General features: G+C 70.7%; 14 protein-coding genes. 6 read left to right on the plus strand and 8 right to left on the minus strand.

Annotated elements, in window-relative coordinates:
* Positions 1 to 48 precede the first annotated feature (48 nt).
* Complete coding sequence (locus R9Z33_RS19455) at positions 49 to 2616, minus strand: bifunctional acetate--CoA ligase family protein/GNAT family N-acetyltransferase (RefSeq protein WP_318648216.1); 2568 nt, start codon at positions 2614 to 2616, stop codon at positions 49 to 51.
* Between the two features lie 111 nt (positions 2617 to 2727).
* Between R9Z33_RS19455 and R9Z33_RS19460 the strand changes: the two genes are divergently transcribed.
* The 6 genes from R9Z33_RS19460 to R9Z33_RS19485 all read left to right on the plus strand — a co-directional run bounded on the left by R9Z33_RS19460 (position 2728) and on the right by R9Z33_RS19485 (position 10703).
* Positions 2728 to 3675 carry a Bug family tripartite tricarboxylate transporter substrate binding protein gene (locus R9Z33_RS19460; protein WP_318648217.1) on the plus strand — a complete coding sequence of 316 codons (948 nt, stop codon included), beginning with the start codon at positions 2728 to 2730 and terminating at the stop codon, positions 3673 to 3675.
* A 44-nt stretch (positions 3676 to 3719) separates the two neighbouring features.
* Positions 3720 to 4691, plus strand: a complete 972-nt coding sequence (speB, locus tag R9Z33_RS19465; protein ID WP_318648218.1) for an agmatinase — start codon at positions 3720 to 3722, stop codon at positions 4689 to 4691.
* A 99-nt stretch (positions 4692 to 4790) separates the two neighbouring features.
* Entirely contained in the window at positions 4791 to 5726 is a 936-nt protein-coding gene (locus R9Z33_RS19470) for a Bug family tripartite tricarboxylate transporter substrate binding protein (RefSeq protein ID WP_318648219.1), read from the plus strand.
* Positions 5727 to 5729: 3 nt separating this feature from the next.
* Complete coding sequence (gene glsA / locus R9Z33_RS19475) at positions 5730 to 6716, plus strand: glutaminase A (RefSeq protein ID WP_318648220.1); 987 nt, start codon at positions 5730 to 5732, stop codon at positions 6714 to 6716.
* Between the two features lie 45 nt (positions 6717 to 6761).
* Complete coding sequence (locus R9Z33_RS19480) at positions 6762 to 7517, plus strand: arginyltransferase (RefSeq protein ID WP_318648221.1); 756 nt, start codon at positions 6762 to 6764, stop codon at positions 7515 to 7517.
* A gap of 78 nt (positions 7518 to 7595) precedes the next feature.
* Positions 7596 to 10703, plus strand: coding sequence for a hypothetical protein (locus R9Z33_RS19485; protein ID WP_318648222.1), 3108 nt, complete (start codon positions 7596 to 7598; stop codon positions 10701 to 10703).
* Positions 10704 to 10730: 27 nt separating this feature from the next.
* On the opposite strand, the gene R9Z33_RS19490 is transcribed toward R9Z33_RS19485, so the two are convergent.
* The 7 genes from R9Z33_RS19490 to acpS form a co-directional block, all read right to left on the minus strand.
* Positions 10731 to 11114, minus strand: coding sequence for a hypothetical protein (locus tag R9Z33_RS19490; RefSeq protein ID WP_318648223.1), 384 nt, complete (start codon positions 11112 to 11114; stop codon positions 10731 to 10733).
* A 3-nt stretch (positions 11115 to 11117) separates the two neighbouring features.
* Positions 11118 to 13346, minus strand: a complete 2229-nt coding sequence (gene parC, locus R9Z33_RS19495) for a DNA topoisomerase IV subunit A (protein ID WP_318648224.1) — start codon at positions 13344 to 13346, stop codon at positions 11118 to 11120.
* Complete coding sequence (gene recO, locus R9Z33_RS19500; protein ID WP_318648225.1) at positions 13336 to 14088, minus strand: DNA repair protein RecO; 753 nt, start codon at positions 14086 to 14088, stop codon at positions 13336 to 13338. The genes parC and recO overlap by 11 nt, the downstream gene beginning before the upstream one ends.
* Positions 14089 to 14240: 152 nt before the next feature.
* A complete protein-coding gene (gene era / locus R9Z33_RS19505; RefSeq protein ID WP_318648226.1) occupies positions 14241 to 15146 on the minus strand; it encodes a GTPase Era in 906 nt (301 codons plus the stop codon).
* Positions 15143 to 15814: a ribonuclease III gene (gene rnc / locus R9Z33_RS19510; RefSeq protein WP_318648227.1), complete on the minus strand. Its 672-nt coding sequence runs from the start codon at positions 15812 to 15814 to the stop codon at positions 15143 to 15145. The genes era and rnc overlap by 4 nt, the downstream gene beginning before the upstream one ends.
* Positions 15815 to 15824: 10 nt before the next feature.
* On the minus strand, positions 15825 to 16562 hold the full coding sequence (lepB, locus tag R9Z33_RS19515; protein ID WP_318648228.1) for a signal peptidase I: 738 nt from the start codon (positions 16560 to 16562) through the stop codon (positions 15825 to 15827).
* 77 nt (positions 16563 to 16639) lie between these two features.
* Positions 16640 to 17059 (minus strand): holo-ACP synthase, encoded by a 420-nt coding sequence (gene acpS, locus R9Z33_RS19520; RefSeq protein WP_318648229.1) that lies wholly within the window; start codon positions 17057 to 17059, stop codon positions 16640 to 16642.
* Between the last annotated feature and the right edge of the window lie 28 nt (positions 17060 to 17087).

Here is a 17087-nt window from a genome sequence, read left to right on the forward strand (position 1 = left end):
CAGGAAAGCGCCGCCGCATGGCGGCAGCACGCCGAAATCAAGGCGGAATCACAGCGCCATCTTCGCCAGCATGATGTCGAAATCCTCAGGGCTGCGGCTGAGGATGAAGCCGAGCTTCCGGACGAAGGCCAGCATGGGCGCGTTGTCCGCCAGGACATGGCCCACGATCTCGGTCACACCCTCATGCCGCGCCCATTCGATGGCGCGCTCCATCAGATGCCGCGCGAGGCCGGTGCCCTTGGCCGCCGGGCTCACCACCACCGCGAATTCGGCACTGCTGCCCGTGCCTTCGCGGATGATGCGCGCCGTGCCGTAGTTCCGCCCGTCGCGCATCGCGATGAAGGCCATCTCCCGCCCGTAGTCGATCTGCGTGAGGCGGGCGAGCATGGCGGGCGGCAATTCCTTCATGCTGGAGAAGAAGCGGAAGCGCACATCCTCCGGCGGCAACTCCAGGAAGAAGGCGCCCTGCGCCGCCGCATCCTCGGGCCGGATGGGACGCACCTCGAAGACGCTGCCATCGCGGCCGGTGAAGGGCGCCACCCACTCCACCGGATAGGGCGGTATGGCGAAGAGTGCGCTCGCACCCTCGGGCCGCAGGCGCAGCGAGGCATCGGCCGCCACCACGCCCGAGGCATCGGCGAAGATCGGGTTGGCGCCAAGCGCCATGATCTCCGGGAAATCCACCTGGAGCTGGCTGATCCGCACCAGCGCATCCGCAATCGCCGGCTCGTTCACCGCGGGCCGGTCGCGGAAGCCCGGCAGCAGGCGCGAGAGCCGCGTGCGCGCGATCAGCCCATGCGCCAGCGGCAGGTTGAGCGGCGGCAGGTCCAGCGCCTCGTCGGCCGCGATGTCGGCCGTGGTGCCGCCCTGGCCGAAGCCGATCCAGGGGCCGAACATCGCGTCCTCGCCAATCCTCAGGCGCAGTTCCATGCCGCCGCGCCGCGCCATGGGCTGCACCAGGAAGCCGCTGAGCGTGGCCTCGGGCGCGCGGCGGCGCACCTCCTCCTCCATCTGCTCCCCGGCGGCGCGCACGCTGTCGAAGTTGCGCAGGTTCAGCACCACGCCGCCCACCTCGCTCTTGTGGCGCAGCAAGGCGCGGATCTTGAGCGCCACGGGCGGGCCGAGCGCCACCGCCGCCACCGCCGCCTCGGTCGGCGTCGCGGCGCGGCGCGGCGTGAGGGTGGGGATGCCATAGGCCGTGAGCACGGCCAGCGCCTCATCCTCGAAGAGGTCGCGCCGCCCCTCGGTGCGCGCGGTCGCGAAGATGGCGCGCACCGCCGCACGGTCGGGCGTGAACTCCAGCACGTCGGAGGCGGGGAGTTCCGCCGCCGTCGCGCGGTTGCGCCGCTCGGCGGCCAGGTGGGCCGCACCGCGCACCACCGCCTCGGGCGTGTGGAAGGCGGGCAGCCCGGCCCCCGCCAGTGCCGCGCGCTCGGCCCGCGCGCTCGCCTCGCCGGTCCAGCCCAGCAGGATGGGCGCGCCGCGATTGCCGCGCGCGGCAGCCGCGAAGGCCTCGATCGGCGCGGGCTCCTGCTCGGGCGCGTGCAGCGCGATCACCACATCCACCTCGCCCGCATGCGCCAGCAGCCGCGCCGCCTCGGCCAGGGCCGTGCCCGCCCGGCTGCCAAGCGAGAGCGGGTTGCGCGCTTCCCACCCCGCGGGGATCAGCGGCGCCAGCGCGGCCTCGGTCTCCGGGCTGAAGCGGGCGAGCCTGAGGCCCTGCGCCAGCGCCTCATCGGCCGCGAGGCGCGCGACGCCCAGGCCATTGGCGATGATGGCAATGCGGTCCCCCTGCCCGGCGCCGCCGCGCGGCTTGGTGCGGGCCAGCGTCTCCGCCGCCGCCAGCCATTCCTCGAAGCCCTGGGCGCGCAGCACGCCCGCGCGGCGCAGCACGGCCGCCATCACGCCATCGGCGATGCCGCTCGGGTCATCCATCCGCCCGCCCGCGCGCAGCGCCAGCACCGGACGCGTCCGCGCCACCGCGCGCGCCGCCGAGACGAAGAGCCGGCGCTGCTTGATGCGACGGATGTCCAGCATGACGCAGGCCGTTCCCGTGTCCCGCGCCAGCCAGTCGAGCCCCGCCGCGAAGCCCATGCCGTCATTGGAGCCGACGCCGATGATATGGCTGAAGCCCAGCCCCTCGGCCGTCGCCCAATCGATCACCGCGCGCGCGATGGCCGAGGATTGCGCAATGAGCGCGAGCCGCCCGGGCTGGATCGGCAGGTGCGAGAGCGTGGCGTTCAGCCCGATCCCGGGCAGCGCCAGGCCGAAGCTGCGCTCGCCCATCGCGTGCACGCCCGCCGCCGCGGCCCGCGCCGCAAGGCCGGGGGCGGCCGTCGGCACCACCACGGCGAAGCAGCCGCGTGCGGCAAAGCGCGCGAATTCCCTGGCCTGCGCCTCGGGCGGGACGCAGAGGATGGCGAGGTCGGGCGTGCCCTCCACCGCCGCGAAGCCATCGCCCATCAGGGTGCCCTGGAAGCCGCCCGCCGCGAGGTTGCGCGCCAGGATGGCGGTCTCAGGCAGATCGGGATCCGCCCGGAACCAGACCGAGCGCGGCTGGAAGAAGGCGGTCTCGCGCAGGCCCTTGCCGGGCCTGCCGGTGAGAAGGAGCGACATGGCGCGAGCATAGCAGCACGGCCGCGCGCACGGGGAGGTTCCCCCGCAAGCCTTGCCTGCTCTAGGCTCATGGCGGAGCCGCCCCGGAGAGGGCGGCCAAGAAGGGAAGAAATGACCATGCGAAGCCTCTTCGCGCGGCTGGCCGCGCTCGCCATCCTGGCCATGCCCGGCGCGGCATCGGCGCAGGCGCCCATCACCATCGTCGTGAACTTCGTCGCCGGCGGCCCGTCCGACCTGATGGGCCGCCTTCTGGCGCCCGAGCTTTCGGCGGCCCTCGGCACCCAGGTCGTCATCAAGAACAGCGTCGGCGCGGCGGGCGGCATCGGCGCGGCGGAGGTGGCACGCGCGCGGCCCGATGGGACGACGCTGCTGCTCTCGCCCATCGGCGCGATGGCGATCCAGCCGCATTTCCGCGCGGACCTTCCCTATCGCCCCACCGACTTCGCGCCGATCTGCCAGGTGGCCGACACGCCCGTGGTGGTGATGTCCGCCCCCGGCAGCCCGCTGCGCAGCCTGGCCGAAGTGATCTCCCGCGCGCGGGAGGCGAATGGCAGCTTCAATTTCGGCTCCACCGGCCCCGGCTCGCTGCCGCATATCGCGACCGTGGCGCTGGCGCGGGCCGCCGGCGTGCCGATGACGCACATCCCCTATCGCGGCAATGCCGAGGCGGTGACGGCGCTGCTGCGCGGCGATGTCAGCATCTTCGCCGACCAGCCGGGCACGCTGCGCGCTAACAATCTGCAGGCCGTGGCCCTGCTGGCCGAGCGCCGCACGCCGGAATTCCCGGACACGCCGACGGGCCGCGAGCAGGGGGTGGACCTCGTCTATTCCATCTGGTCCGGCCTCTTCGCGCCGGCCGGCACGCCGCCGGAATTCCTCGCCCGCGTCGAGGCCGCCTGCCAGCGCGCGCTGCGGGCGCCGGCCGTGGTGGAGGGCTTCCAGCGCCTCGCCACGCCCATCGTCTTCCGCAACCAGCGCGACTTCGCCGCCTTCTGGGCCGCCGAGCTCGAGAAGTTCCGCGGCATCGTCCAGGCGGCGGGGATTCGCCCCGGGGATTAACCAGGGTTAGGCTCCTTCTCCGTCCAGAGAAGGAGCTTGCCCCCATGTCCGATTGGCCCCGCCCCGTGGATGGCGTCACCGTCCCGCGCTTCGCCGGCCCCAGCACCTTCATGCGACTGCCGGTGCGCGAGGATGCGGCGGGCCTCGACATCGCACTGATCGGCATTCCCTTCGACGGCGGCACCACCAACCGCCCGGGCACGCGCCATGGTCCGCGCCAGCTGCGCGAGGCCTCTGGCCTCATGCGCCGCGTGCACCCCATCAGCCTGACCGAGCCCTACACCCTCTGCCGCGTGGCCGACCTCGGCGACCTGCCGACCAACCCGACCGACCTGATGCAGACGCTCGACCTCGTGACCGGGGCGGTGGCGAAGATCCGCAAGGCGGGCGCCTGGGCCCTGGCGGCGGGCGGCGACCACCTGCTCTCGCTGCCGCTGCTGCGTGGCATCGCCGAGGGCGAGCCCGGCCTCGGCCCACTCGGCCTCGTGCATTTCGACAGCCATTCCGACACCAACGACACCTATTTCGGCGGCACCCGCTACACCCATGGCACGCCCTTCCGCCGCGCCGTGGAAGAGGGCCTGCTCGACCCGAAGCGGATCGTGCAGATCGGCATCCGCGGCTCGCTCTATTCGGCCGGGGACATGGATTGGGCGCGCTCGGTCGGCATCCGCATCATGACCATCGAGGAATGCGTGGATCTCGGCCCCGATGCGGTGGCGGCCGAGGCGCAGCGCGTGGCAGGCGGCGGCCCCGCCTACCTCACCTTCGACATCGACAGCATCGACCCCGCCTTCGCGCCCGGCACCGGCACGCCGGAGGTGGGCGGCTTCAACCCGCGTGAGGCGATGCGGATCCTGCGGGGCCTGCGCGGCCTCGACATCATCGCGGCCGATCTGGTGGAGGTCTCGCCGCCCTATGACCCCTCGGGCAACACGGCGATGGTCGGGGCGACCATGATGTTCGAGATCCTGTGCCTGATGGCTGAAACGCGGGCACGTCTGCGCCCTCTCTGAGGCAGATCGCGTCTGGGCGGGCGAATTTCCCGCGCGGGGGCGCCTGTCGCGCCGCGGCCGGGCGCGGCAGCCTGGGGCCTCCACAGAGGATGAGCCCCGATGCGCCACGCCCTCGGCCTGCTCCTGGCCTGCATGTTCCTGTCCGCCCCGCTCCAGGCGCAGACGCCCATCACCATCGTCGTCAATTTCGGCGCCGGCGGCTCGGCCGACCGGATGGCGCGCCTGCTGGCGCCCGAGATGAGCGAGATGCTGGGCACCCAGGTCATCGTCAAGAACACGACCGGCGCGGGCGGCGCCATCGGCGCGGCCGAGGTGGCGCGCGCGCGGGCGGATGGCAACACGCTGCTGCTCTCCACCACCGGCCCCATGGCGATCCAGCCCTTCTTCCGCAATGACCTGCCCTATCGCGTCACCGACTTCGCGCCGCTCTGCCAGGTGGGCGACGCGCCGGTGATGATGATGGCCGCCCCCACCGGCCCGGTGCGGGACGCCGCCTCGCTCGTCGCGGCCGCGCGGGCGGCGCGCGGCGGCTTCACCTATGGCTCGGCCGGCCAGGGCTCGATTCCGCACATCGTCATGGTGGCGCTGGCCCGCCAGGCGAATGTGGAGATGGTGCACGTCCCCTTCCGCGGCAGCGCCGAGGCCGTCATCGCCCTGCTGCGCGGCGACGTGATGGTCTATGCCGACCTGCCCGGCCCCTTGCAGGCCAACAACCTGACCGCCGTCGGCGTCATGGCGGAGGCGCGCACCGCCGAATTCCCCAACGTGCCCACGCTGCGCGAGCAGGGTTTCGACCTCGTGCATTCCATCTGGGCCGGCCTCTTCGCGCCGGCCGGCACGCCGCCCGCGGTGCTCGATCGCCTGCAATCCGCCTGCGAGCGCGCGTTGCAGCGCCCGGCCGTGGTGGAGGGCTTCCAGCGCCTGGCGACGCCCATCACCTATCGCGGCCGCTCCGACTTCGCCGCCTTCTGGCAGGCGGAGCTTGAGAAATTCCGCGCCATCGTCCAGGCCGCCGGCATCCGCCCCGGAGACTGACGCGTGACGACCGAGACCGAGCGCCCCGAGATCGAACGCATCCTGCCGCGCATCCACGCGCGCTACACCCCGCTGCGCGACGGCCAGCTTGCCGACTACATCCCCGAACTGGCCCGGATGGAGCCGGACAGCTTCGGCATCGCCATCGCCACCGCCGAAGGGCACCAGTTCAGCGTGGGCGATGCCGAGCGTCCCTTCACCATCCAGTCCATCTCCAAGGCCCTGACCTTCTGCATGGCGCTCGAGCTGGCCGGGGCGGCGGCGGTGCGGGCACGCGTCGGCGTGGAGCCGAGCGGTGACGCCTTCAACGCCATCGAGTTCGATCCGGTGACGCGCCGCCCCTACAACCCCATGGTCAATGCCGGCGCCATCGCCATCTCCGGCCTGCTGCACGAGGTGCTGGGCGACGCCGCCTTCGAGACGGTGCTGGACCGCTTCTCGCAGGCCGCGGGGCGGCGGCTCGCGATGGATGAGGCGGTGTATCGCTCCGAGGCGGAGACCGGGCACCGCAACCGCGCCATCGCGCATCTCCTGCTCTCGGCCGGCGCGCTGACGGGGCCCGTGGAGCCGGCGCTCGACCTCTATTTCCGGCAATGCTCCATCCTGGTGACGGCGACCGACCTGGCGCGGATCGGTGCCACGATGGGCCATCTGGGCGAGCAGCCCTGGTCCGGCCGGCAGGTCTTCGAGGTGAGCGCGGTGCGGGACACGCTCTCGGTCATGTTCAGCTGCGGCGTCTACGACTACTCGGGCAATTGGGCGCATGACGTGGGCGTCCCGGCCAAGAGCGGCGTGGGCGGCGGCATCCTCGGCGTGGTCAGCCGGCAATTGGGGCTGGCCACCTTCTCGCCGCGGCTGGATGCGCGGGGCAATTCGGTGCGGGGGCTCGCCGTGTTCAAGAGCCTGGCGGCCGAGCTCGGCCTGCATGTCTTCGACGCCACGAACCGCGGATCGGCGCTGATTCCCACCTATTTCAAGCCGCCGGGCTGACCGCCACGGGTTGCAACGGCGGCCGTGAGACGCAAATATCGAGGCTTGCAAAGCAGAACCCGCCGCCCGCAATTCTTCTATACGACCACCCCCCTCCCCTGCCCCTATCTCCCGGGCCGGACGGAGCGGAAGATCGTGACCGAACTGACCGGCCCGGATGCCGAGGCGCTGCATGACCGCCTCTCCCGCGCCGGGTTCCGCCGCAGCCACAACATCGCCTATTCGCCGGTCTGTCCCGGCTGCCGGGCCTGTGTGCCGATCCGCGTCCGCGCCGCCGATTTCGTGCCCAACCGCACGCAGCGGAAGATCATGGCCCGCAATGCGGATCTCGAGGTGCGGCCCGTGCCCGCCCGTGCGACGGCCGAGCAGTTCGCGCTCTTCCAGCACTACCAGCAAAGCCGGCACGCGGGCGGCGACATGGCCGCGATGGGCTTCTACGACTACCGCGCCATGGTCGAGGACACGCCCATCACCACGGGCCTCGTCGAGTTCCGCGACGGCACGGGCCGGCTGCTGGGCGCCTGCCTGACGGACTGGCTCTCGGACGGGCTTTCGGCGGTCTACAGCTTCTTCGCGCCCGAGGAGGACCGCCGCAGCCTCGGAGCCTACGCCGTGATGTGGCTGCTGGGCGAGGCGGTGCGCGGCGGCCAGCCCTATGTCTATCTGGGCTATTGGGTCGCGGAGAGCCGGAAGATGGCCTACAAGGCCGGTTATCGCCCGGCCGAGGTGCTGGTGCAGGGACAGTGGACCCCGCTCGGCGAGGATGCGCCGGTCTCGGGCGAGAGCGTCGTCGCCGGCTAGACGACGGCAGGACAACGGACTCGACGCGAGTCCGAAAATGACGCAGCGTCATATTGTCCCAAGCCATGAGAAACCGCGATGACCGTGTTTCGCATCAATCCCCCCACCACGCCCCTGGTGCAGTCCGGCACGGTGGGGAGCGACTTCTTCCGGGTCAGTTCGGTCAACGCGCTCCTTGCCCCCGGGCTCTCGCAGGATGCGGGGGGTGGAAATGATGTGCTGCAATTCGTCACATCCGCGGGCGTCACCCTGACCGACGCGCATTTCGCGGGCCTCGCAGGCTTCGAGGAGATGCGGTTCTACGCGGCGGCCCCGCACAGCCTCGAGCTCGGCAGCGCAGCCGAAGCCGCTTTCGGGCCGCGGATCACCATCACCCTGAGGAACCCGGGCGCCTCGCTCTTCGTGGATGGCTCCGCGCTCACCGGGGCGAGTGCGCTGGATGCGATGGGCGGCGCGCTCGCCGACACGGTGCTGGGCGGCGCCGCCGCGGACAAGGTCCAGGGCGGCGGGGGCGATGATTCGCTGAACGGCGGCGACGGCGCGGACAGCCTGTTCGGTGGCGACGACAACGATACCCTGGAGGGCGGCGCCGGCGCCGATCGCCTCGAAGGTGGCAACGGCACGGACAGCCTCTCGGGCGGGGAGGCCGACGACACGCTCCGGGGCGGCGGCGGCGACGACGTCCTCTCAGGCGATGGCGGCAATGACGTGCTGACGGGCCATGCGGGCGATGATTCGCTGAACGGCGGCGAGGGTGCGGACGAGCTTTACGGCGGCAACGACAACGACACCCTGAACGGCGGCGCTGGCCCCGATCGGCTGGAAGGCGAGAACGGCGCGGACAGCCTCTCGGGTGGGGCGGCCAACGACACGCTGCGGGGCGGCGAGGGCGCGGACATCCTCGCGGGCGATGGCGGCAATGACGTGCTGGCAGGCCAGACGGGCGATGATTCCCTGCGCGGCGGCGATGGCGCGGACCGGCTATACGGTGGCGACGACGACGACACGCTGCACGGCGGCAGTGCCGCCGATCGGCTGGAAGGCGGGAATGGCGCGGACAGCCTCTTGGGCGATGGCGGCAATGACACCCTGACCGGCGGCGCGGGCGCGGACATCTTCGCCGTCACGCTCTCCGGCGGCGCCGACCGGATCACCGATTTCGCGATCGGCGAGGACCGGCTGGACCTCAGCGCCCATGGCGTCACCACGCTGGCCCAGGCGCTCGCCTTTGGCAGCCAGGTGGGCAACCGCACCATCTTCACCATGCCCGACGGCACCAGCGTGACGCTGCAGCCAGGCGTGCTCGCCAACATGACGGCCGCGGAGTTCATTCTGACCCCGGATACCGCGCCCACCGACATCGCCTTCGCGACAGGCGGCACCCTGCTGAGCGGCGGGCGTGGGGTTGGAATCGTCCAGGCGACCGACCCCAATCTCGGCGACACCATCACCCTCACGGTGGACGATGATCGCTTCGAGTTCCTCTTTGGCGCAATCCTGACGCTGAAGGCGGACGCGACGCCGCTCGAGGATTCGACCGAGGACACCGTCACCCTCACCATTACCGCGACGGACAGCCTGGGCCTCACCTATTCCGAGGTCTTCGTGGTGGATGTGCTGACGCCGGGCGTGGATCCGGGCAACCTGACGATACCCGAGAATCGCGGGGTCGGCGCCACCGTGGGCGTCTGGACCGAGACGGGCTTCGCCGCGGTGGGCGACCTCGTCTGGGAGGTGCTGACACCCGGCGTGCCCTTCGCCTTCGATGGCAACCGCCTGATCACCACCGAGGTGCTCGACTACGAGACCGCCGCCAGCCACGACATCACCGTGCGGGTCACCGATGCCGGCACGGACCGCGTGGTGGAGCGCAGCGTGACCATCACCGTCGAGGACCAGACGGACACCAACCTCAACCAGACGCTGACGCGCGACGTCACGGGCGCGGATGGCGTGAACCCGGGCGAGGCGGGCGAGGCGCTGAACGAAGCGCCCTTCACGGCGCTGGACAATCCGGTGGGCACCGTCCTGCCCGACTTCGTCACCTGGAGCAGCGTGGTGACGGGCGGCAACGGCGCGGGTGGCGCCACGGGCGGGGCAGGCGGCGACGCGGCGGCGCTGGTCGCTGGCGCCGGGGCCCAGACCGGCGTGCCCGACCAGATCACGCAGGACATCTTCACCCTGAACCTCGCGACCCAGGGCGGCGACGGCGGCAATGGGACGGTGGGGGCCGGTGGCCAGGGTGGCGCCGCGACCAGCACCGTCGAGGTCTGGGACAGCGCCTTCACCGCCGACATGACCCTGACCTTCAACATCCAGGCGGCGGGCGGTGATGGCGGCGACGGAGCCGCGGGCGCCGGCGGCGATGGCGGCGCGGCCCATGCGCGCTTCGATTTCATCAGCACCTTCGCCGCCGGCGGCATGAATGCGGTCTTCGACCTCGTCGCCATCGGCGGCGCGGGCGGGGCAAGCACCGGCGCCGCCGCGGGCGCGGGCGGCCATGCCACCGCGGAAATCACCGCCATCCGCTTCGGCCTCTTCGCACCGGACAATGACGACACGCTCGTGCGGCTGGAGGCGACGGCCACCGGCGGCGCCGGCAGCACGCGCGGCGATGCGACGATCATCTTCGCGAACAATCTCATCAGCCTCAGCAACGGCAACGACTCGCTGGCGCTGGCGACCTATTTCGATGGCGAGACCCACACGCTCGAGTTTTTCACCAACGAATTCTACGGCGATGCCGGGACCGACCAGCTGGACCTCTCGGGCGTCTATGGCGGCTTCGGCGCGACGGTGGATCTGACGACCAACAGCCTCAGGCTCGGCGCCAGCCTGTCCAATTTCATCCATAGCTTCGAACACTTCGTCGGCACCGAAAGTGCTGACGTTTTCATCGATGCCGGAGACCCCCAGGTGTATCGCGGCGGCAGCGGCGACGACGTCTTCGTCTTTGCGCCGGGCGGCGGGCATGACTCGCTCGCCGACTTCACGCAGGGTGATGACCTGGTGGATGTCCAGGCCTATGGCTTCGCCGATTTCGCGGCGCTCACCATTGTCTATGGCGGTGGCGTGGTACCGGGCGATCCGGCCTATGCGGTGGTGGTGCTGGATGGCGGATCGAGCCTCAGCATCACGCTGCCAGACACGTTAGCGAGGCTGACCACCAGCGATTTCCTGATCTGAGCGCAGGGCGGCGGCTATCGCCCTTGCTCACCTGATGCGCGTGGACACCCGCCGCAGGTCATAGACCATCTGGCAGCGGCGGCCCGGATGGCTGCCGGTGAAGCGGCGCGCATTGTTCGCCCCCTCGAAGATCTGCCCGGTGCCCGCGCCGAAGAGGCCGAAGGGCGGCAGCGTCACCGCGCCATTGGGCCCGACCGTCGCTTCCAGCGGCGGGTCGCCCGGCAGAGCGTCGATCTCGAAGCGGTTGCCGCGCAGCCGCGCCGTGACCCGCGTCTGGCCCGAGCGGCCGGTCGCCTGGCACTCCTGCACCCGCGTGCCCTCATAGGTCCCGTCATGCGGGCTGGTGCGTTGCTGCGCCTGGGCGGGCACCGCGAGGGTGAGCAACAGGCCGGCGAGAAGAATGCGTCGCATGATTCAGCTTCCGAAGCGGTTGCCACGGGGGAACCCGTTGGGCGGGGCCTTGCCCGCCCCGGCGCGGTTGCCCCGCCAGGTGGTGAGATCGGTCTCGACCCGCATGCGCTCGCCCAGGCGCCAGCTCAAGCCCTCGGCGCGGGTGAAGACCTTGGCATCGGCCAGGCCGCCATCCTTGTAGGATTGCAGCTGCACGCCGCGGCCGCGCGTCATGACGGGCAATTGCTCCATCGGGAAGATCAGCAGCTTCCGGTTCTCGCCCAGTACGGCGACGTGGTCGCCCTCGGCCGGGACGCAGAGGGCGGCGCGCGTCGCCCCCTCCAGCACCAGCACCTGCTTGCCGGTGCGCTTCTCGGCCAGCAGCTCGGCGCCCTCCACCAGGAAGCCCTTGCCGTCGCCGGCGGCCACCAGGTAGCGGGTGCCCTCCGCCGGCAGGAACATGGCCAGCACGCCGTCCTCGTTCGGCAGGTCGATCATCAGGCGCAGCGGCTGGCCGTCGCCACGGCCGCGCGGCAGGGCATCGGCGCGCAGCGTATAGGCCTTGCCATTGCTGGCAAAGATGACGAGGCGGTCGGTGCTTTGCGCGTGCAGCCGGAAGCCGAGCTGGTCGCCCTCCTTGAAGCGCAGCTCCGCATCCTCGGCCAGGTGCCCCTTCAGCGCGCGGATCCAGCCTTTCTCGGAGAGCACCACGGTCAGCGGCTCGCGCTCGATGAAGGCGCTCTCATCCACCGCCACGACAGGCAGGCCGGAGCCGATGGCGGTGCGGCGTTGGCCCAGCGTGCCATCGCCGAACTTCTTCCGCGTCTCCTCGATCTCCTTGCCGATCGCGGCCCATTGCTTCGCGGGACTCGCGAGCAGCGCCTGCAGCCCCTTCTGCTCCTTCGTGAGCTTCTCGTGCTCGCGCCGGATCTCCATCTCCTCGAGGCGGCGCAGCGCGCGCAGCCGCATGTTGAGGATGGCTTCCGCCTGCACGTCGCTCAGGGTGAAGGCCGCCATGAGCTTGGGCTTGGGCTCATCCTCGGTGCGGATGATACGGATCACCTCATCCAGGTTGAGATAGGCGATGAGGTAGCCGTCCAGCACCTCCAGCCGCCGCGCGATGGCGGCGAGGCGGTGGTTGCTCCGGCGCAGCAGCACCTCGTGCCGGTGGTCGAGCCAGGCGCGCAGCGCCTCGCGCAGCGACATGACGCGCGGCGTGCGCGTCGCATCCAGCACGTTCATGTTCAGGCTGAATCGGCTTTCCAGCTGCGTCGCGCGGAACAGCGTCTCCATCAGCACGGCGGGCTCCACGGTGCGGTTGCGCGGCTCGAGGACGAGGCGCACCTGATCCGTGCTTTCGTCGCGGATATCGGCCAGCAGCGGGAGCTTCTTCTCCTCCAGCAGCAGCGCCACCTGCTCGATCAGCTTGGACTTCTGCACCTGGTAGGGGATCTCGGTGACGACGATGCTCCAGGTGCCGCCCTTCGCACGCTCCACCTCCCATTTGGCGCGCAGGCGGAAGCCGCCGCGGCCGGTCGCATAGGCTTCCGCGATGTTCTCCGCCGTCTCCACCAGCACGCCGCCGGTCGGGAAATCGGGGCCGGGCACATGGGTCAGCAGCTCGGCATGGCTGATCTCAGGGTTGGCGATGAGCGCGAGGGCCGCGCTGCACAGCTCGCCCGCATTGTGCGGCGGGATGCTGGTCGCCATGCCCACCGCAATTCCCGTGGCGCCATTGGCCAGCAGGTTGGGGAAGGCCGCCGGCAGCACCACCGGCTCGCGATCCTCGCCGTCATAGGTGGCGCGGAAATCGACCGTGTCCTCGTCGATGCCCTGCAGCAGGGCCTGCGCCACCGCCGTCAGCCGCGCCTCGGTGTAGCGCATGGCCGCCGCGTTATCGCCGTCGATATTGCCGAAATTCCCCTGGCCCTCGACGAGGGTGTAGCGGGCCGCGAATTCCTGCGCCTGGCGCACCAGCGCGTCATAGATCGAGGCGTCGCCATGCGGGTGATACTTGCCCATCACGTCGCCCACGATGCGCGCGCATTTCTTGAAGCCGGCATCGGGGTCGAGCTTGAGCTGGTGCATGGCCCACAGCAGGCGGCGATGCACCGGCTTCAGCCCATCCCGCACATCCGGCAGGCTGCGCGCCATGATGGTGGACATGGCATAGGCGAGGTAGCGCCCGCTCAGCGCCTCGCCGAGCCGCGTCTCGCGGATCTCCCCGCCTTCCTTCACCGTGTCATCGGCCATCGCTGGGTCCCGTCATCAAGGTCAACCGGTCCTGCAGGGCCTCCCGCGCGGGGGGGAGCGGGCGGTGCTGCAGGCCGAAGGCATCGCGGGTGAGGAAAAAGCCTGTCACGCGGAGTCCCGCAAGCCATTCCTGCACATCGGAGGGCTGCGTCGCGTCGCGCAGGAAGGCCGGCAGCGGAAGCAGGCGGTCGGCATAGGGTGCCCCCGCCTCGGCCGAGACGGCCCGGCCCGATTTGGGCGAGACGTAGATCAGGTTGTCCGTGGCCCCGGTGGCAGCGCAGCGGGTCAGGTCCAGCCCGTAGCCCAATTCGGCCAGCAGCACCGCCTCCCAATGGACGAGGCGCGGCAGGGCATGTTCCGGCCCGCGGGCGAGGGCCGCGATGACGCCGACCAGCCCGTGGAAGCAGCCGGGATGGGCCTCGCGCTCCGGCAGGGCGCCTTCCGCCACGGCGCAGGCGGCGGTGAGCACGGAGAGCGCCAAGGGGTCATCCAGCGCGAGCGAGGCCGCAGCATGCACCATCTCGCCCGAGAGGCTGCCGAGCTGGTCCGCCAGGCGTGCCACCCAGCGCGCCTCGACCAGGTTGCCCGGCTGCCAGAGCGCGGCCTGGGCGCGCGAGGCGCCGCCCTTGGCGAGGCCGGCGTGGCGGCCATGGGCTTCGGTGAGCACGGTCACCACCGCCCCTCCCTCGCCATGCGGTCGGGTGGCGAGGACGATGGCCGGCGCCTCCCACTCATTGGACATTTTCTTGGCCCTCAAGCGCCGGGCGTGGCCTCCGGTAGCTTGGCTTGCGGCCCTCAGGCAGGGTGCGTTGATGGCGAGGGCATCGCGTGGCCACCGGCCGCTTTGCGGCCGGATTCTCGGAGGGTGGGCTTGGTTCCTTGCGGCTTGGCCAGTCAGCCGTCATCTTCCAGGCCCAGCGCGCGGATCCGCCCGCCTTCCTCGTCCCAGCCCGGCCGTTCCTTCACGTTGAGGAACAGATGGATCGGCCGCTCCAGCAGGGCCGTCAGCTCCAGCCGCGCCCGCCGCCCGATCTCTTTGATCCGCGCCCCACCCTCACCGATCAGGATGGCCTTCTGCGTCGCCCGCGCGATGTAGATGGTGCAATCCACCCGCGCGCTGCCATCCGGCCGCTCGGTCCATTGCTCGGTCTCCACGCTCGCATGGTGCGGCACTTCCTCATGCGTCTGGCGGAGGATCTGCTCGCGCACCACCTCGGCCGCCAGCATGCGGTTGGGCAGGTCGCTCAGCTCATCCTCGGGGAACATCCAGGGGCCGGGCTGCATGGCCTCCGCCAGCTTGGCGCGCAAGCGGTCCAGGCCCTTGTTCTTCTCGGCCGAGATCATGAAGGTCTCGGCGAAGGGCAGCATCTCATGCAGCTTCGCCGCCAGGGGCAGCAGCTGCTCGCGCTCGATCAGGTCCACCTTGTTCAGCGCGAGCCAGACGGTCCGCTTCTGCTCGGCAAGGCGCTCGATGATGCCGCGCACCGTCTCGGTGATGCCGGTCTTCGCATCCACCAGCAGCAGCGCGAAATCCGCATCCTTGGCCCCGCCCCAGGCGGCCGAGACCATGGCGCGGTCCAGCCGGCGGCGGGGGGCGAAGATGCCCGGCGTATCCACCAGCACGATCTGCGCGTCGCCCTCGATCAGCACGGCCCGCACCCGGAAGCGCGTGGTCTGCGGCTTGGGTGAGACGATGGTGACCTTGGTCCCCGCCATCGCATTGACCAGGGTGGACTTGCCCGCATTGGGCGCGCCCAGGATGGCCACGAAGCCGCAACGCTGGGCCGCAATATCCGTCATTTTGAAATCCCTGAAAGCCAGGCCTCGGCCGCCGCCTGTTCCGCCGCCCGCTTGCTCTCGCCCATGCCCTCGGCCGAGCGGCCCGCGGCACTCACTTGCACCACGAAGACCGGCGCATGCGAGGGCCCGCTGGTCGAGACCAGCGTGTATTCCGGCAAGCCCAGGCCGCGGCCCAGCGTCCATTCCTGCAACCGGTTCTTGGCGCTCACCGGTGGCTTGGCATCCACCGCCATGGCCTCGGCCCATTCGCGCCGCACCACGGCACGCGCCACGTCCAGCCCGCCATCGAGATAGAGCGCGCCCAGCACCGCCTCCAGCGCATCGGCCAGCACCGTGGCCCGCGCGCGCAGTCCGGTCCGCCCCTCCGAGGGGGGCACGCGCAGCGCGGCGGCCAGGCCCATGCGCTCGGCGATGGGCGCGATCACCTCCTGCGAGCAGAGGGTGGCCAGCCGCTTGCCGAGGTCGCCCTCGCGCTCCTGCGGGAAGCGTTCCGCCAGCCATTCGGCGATGCAGAGGCCGAGCACGCGGTCCCCCAGGAATTCCAGGCGCTCGTTGGAATCCAGCATCCGCCGGCGCGGATCGGCGGCGGAGCGATGCGTCAGCGCATGCTCCAGCAACCCCGGATTCCGGAAGCTGTGGCCCAGGCGCTCCTGCAGACCGCCCGTCATCGGCGCCCTTCTATCGGACCGCACTCAGCAGGCGGGAGTAGCGGATGGCGAAGGGCCAGCCCCAGACCTCCCACCAGCGCGCGCTGCCATCCACCGAGAAGAAGATGAACTCCGCCCGGCCCACCAGGTTCTCGATGGGGATCATGCCCACGGCACTCGGCACGCGGCTGTCCAGGCTGTTGTCCCGGTTGTCGCCCATGGCGAAGACATGCCCGTCCGGCACGCGGAATTCGGGCGTGTTGTCGAGCGGCCCGTCATCCGACTGCTCGATGATGAGGAAGCTGCGCCCGCCGGGCAGGAATTCCCGGTATTGCTGGACCGTCATCCGCGGCCCGTCGCCCTCGGCCACGAAGGGGCCGAGCGATTCGCGGCGCAGCGGCTGGCCGTTCAGGTGCAGAATCCCCCGCCGGACCTGCACGATATCCCCTGGCAGGCCGATGATGCGCTTGATGTAGTCCTGGCTCGTGTCGCGCGGCAGCTTGAACACCGCCACATCGCCGCGCTCGGGCGTCGTGCCCCAGATGCGGCCCGAGAAGAGGTTCGGGCTGAAGGGCATGGAATGGCGCGAATAGCCATAGGAATACTTGGAGACGAAGAGGTAGTCGCCCACCAGCAGCGTCGGGATCATGGAGCCAGACGGGATGTTGAACGGTTCGAAGGCGACCGTGCGGATGCCGATGGCGATCAGCGCGGCATAGACGATCGTCTTGACGCTTTCGAGCCAGCCGCCCGTCTTCTTCTTCGACATCAAGGAGGAGCTTTTCGCCATGGAAAGGGGGGAACGCCGAGGGGGAAGCCCGGATTGAGCCCAGCCCCCACGCGAAGTCAAGGAAGGGCGGGGGAATCCGGCACGGCCGAGATGATCACGATGGCGCTGGCATAGGGGTATTCATCCGTCATCGTCAGCTGGATCTCGGCCCGGTGGCCCGGCGGCGTCATCGCCCTCAGCCGTTCCGCCGCGCCGCCGGTGAGCCGAAGGGTGGGCTTTCCGGAGGGCAGGTTCACCACGCCCAGATCCTGCATGAAGACGCCGGCGCGGAAGCCCGTGCCCAGCGCCTTGCTCGCCGCCTCCTTGGCCGCGAAGCGCTTGGCGTAGGTGCCGGCGCGGATGCGCTCGGTCCGGCGCTCGGCCTTGGCGCGCTCGACGGGGGTGAAGACACGCTCCAGGAAGCGCGCGCCATGCCGCTCCATCACCGCCTCGATGCGGCGGATGTCACACACATCGTTTCCTATCCCGAGGATCATCGAGGCCCCATCAAAAGCTGTCACGCGC

It is taken from the genome of Sediminicoccus rosea, from assembly GCF_033547095.1.
GTDB classification, from domain to species: Bacteria; Pseudomonadota; Alphaproteobacteria; order Acetobacterales; family Acetobacteraceae; genus Roseococcus; species Roseococcus rosea.

Excerpts from the sequence above, each read along its gene's own strand:
- recO (WP_318648225.1), bottom strand. The coding sequence starts at position 14,088 with ATGTCCAATGAGTGGGAGGCGCCGGCCATCGTCCTCGCCACCCGACCG.
- R9Z33_RS19460 (WP_318648217.1), top strand. The coding sequence starts at position 2,728 with ATGACCATGCGAAGCCTCTTCGCGCGGCTGGCCGCGCTCGCCATCCTG.
- parC (WP_318648224.1), bottom strand. The coding sequence starts at position 13,346 with ATGGCCGATGACACGGTGAAGGAAGGCGGGGAGATCCGCGAGACGCGG.
- acpS (WP_318648229.1), bottom strand. The coding sequence starts at position 17,059 with ATGATCCTCGGGATAGGAAACGATGTGTGTGACATCCGCCGCATCGAG.
- R9Z33_RS19470 (WP_318648219.1), top strand. The coding sequence starts at position 4,791 with ATGCGCCACGCCCTCGGCCTGCTCCTGGCCTGCATGTTCCTGTCCGCC.
- lepB (WP_318648228.1), bottom strand. The coding sequence starts at position 16,562 with ATGTCGAAGAAGAAGACGGGCGGCTGGCTCGAAAGCGTCAAGACGATC.
- R9Z33_RS19490 (WP_318648223.1), bottom strand. The coding sequence starts at position 11,114 with ATGCGACGCATTCTTCTCGCCGGCCTGTTGCTCACCCTCGCGGTGCCC.
- R9Z33_RS19485 (WP_318648222.1), top strand. The coding sequence starts at position 7,596 with ATGACCGTGTTTCGCATCAATCCCCCCACCACGCCCCTGGTGCAGTCC.
- era (WP_318648226.1), bottom strand. The coding sequence starts at position 15,146 with ATGACGGATATTGCGGCCCAGCGTTGCGGCTTCGTGGCCATCCTGGGC.
- speB (WP_318648218.1), top strand. The coding sequence starts at position 3,720 with ATGTCCGATTGGCCCCGCCCCGTGGATGGCGTCACCGTCCCGCGCTTC.
- rnc (WP_318648227.1), bottom strand. The coding sequence starts at position 15,814 with ATGACGGGCGGTCTGCAGGAGCGCCTGGGCCACAGCTTCCGGAATCCG.
- R9Z33_RS19455 (WP_318648216.1), bottom strand. The coding sequence starts at position 2,616 with ATGTCGCTCCTTCTCACCGGCAGGCCCGGCAAGGGCCTGCGCGAGACC.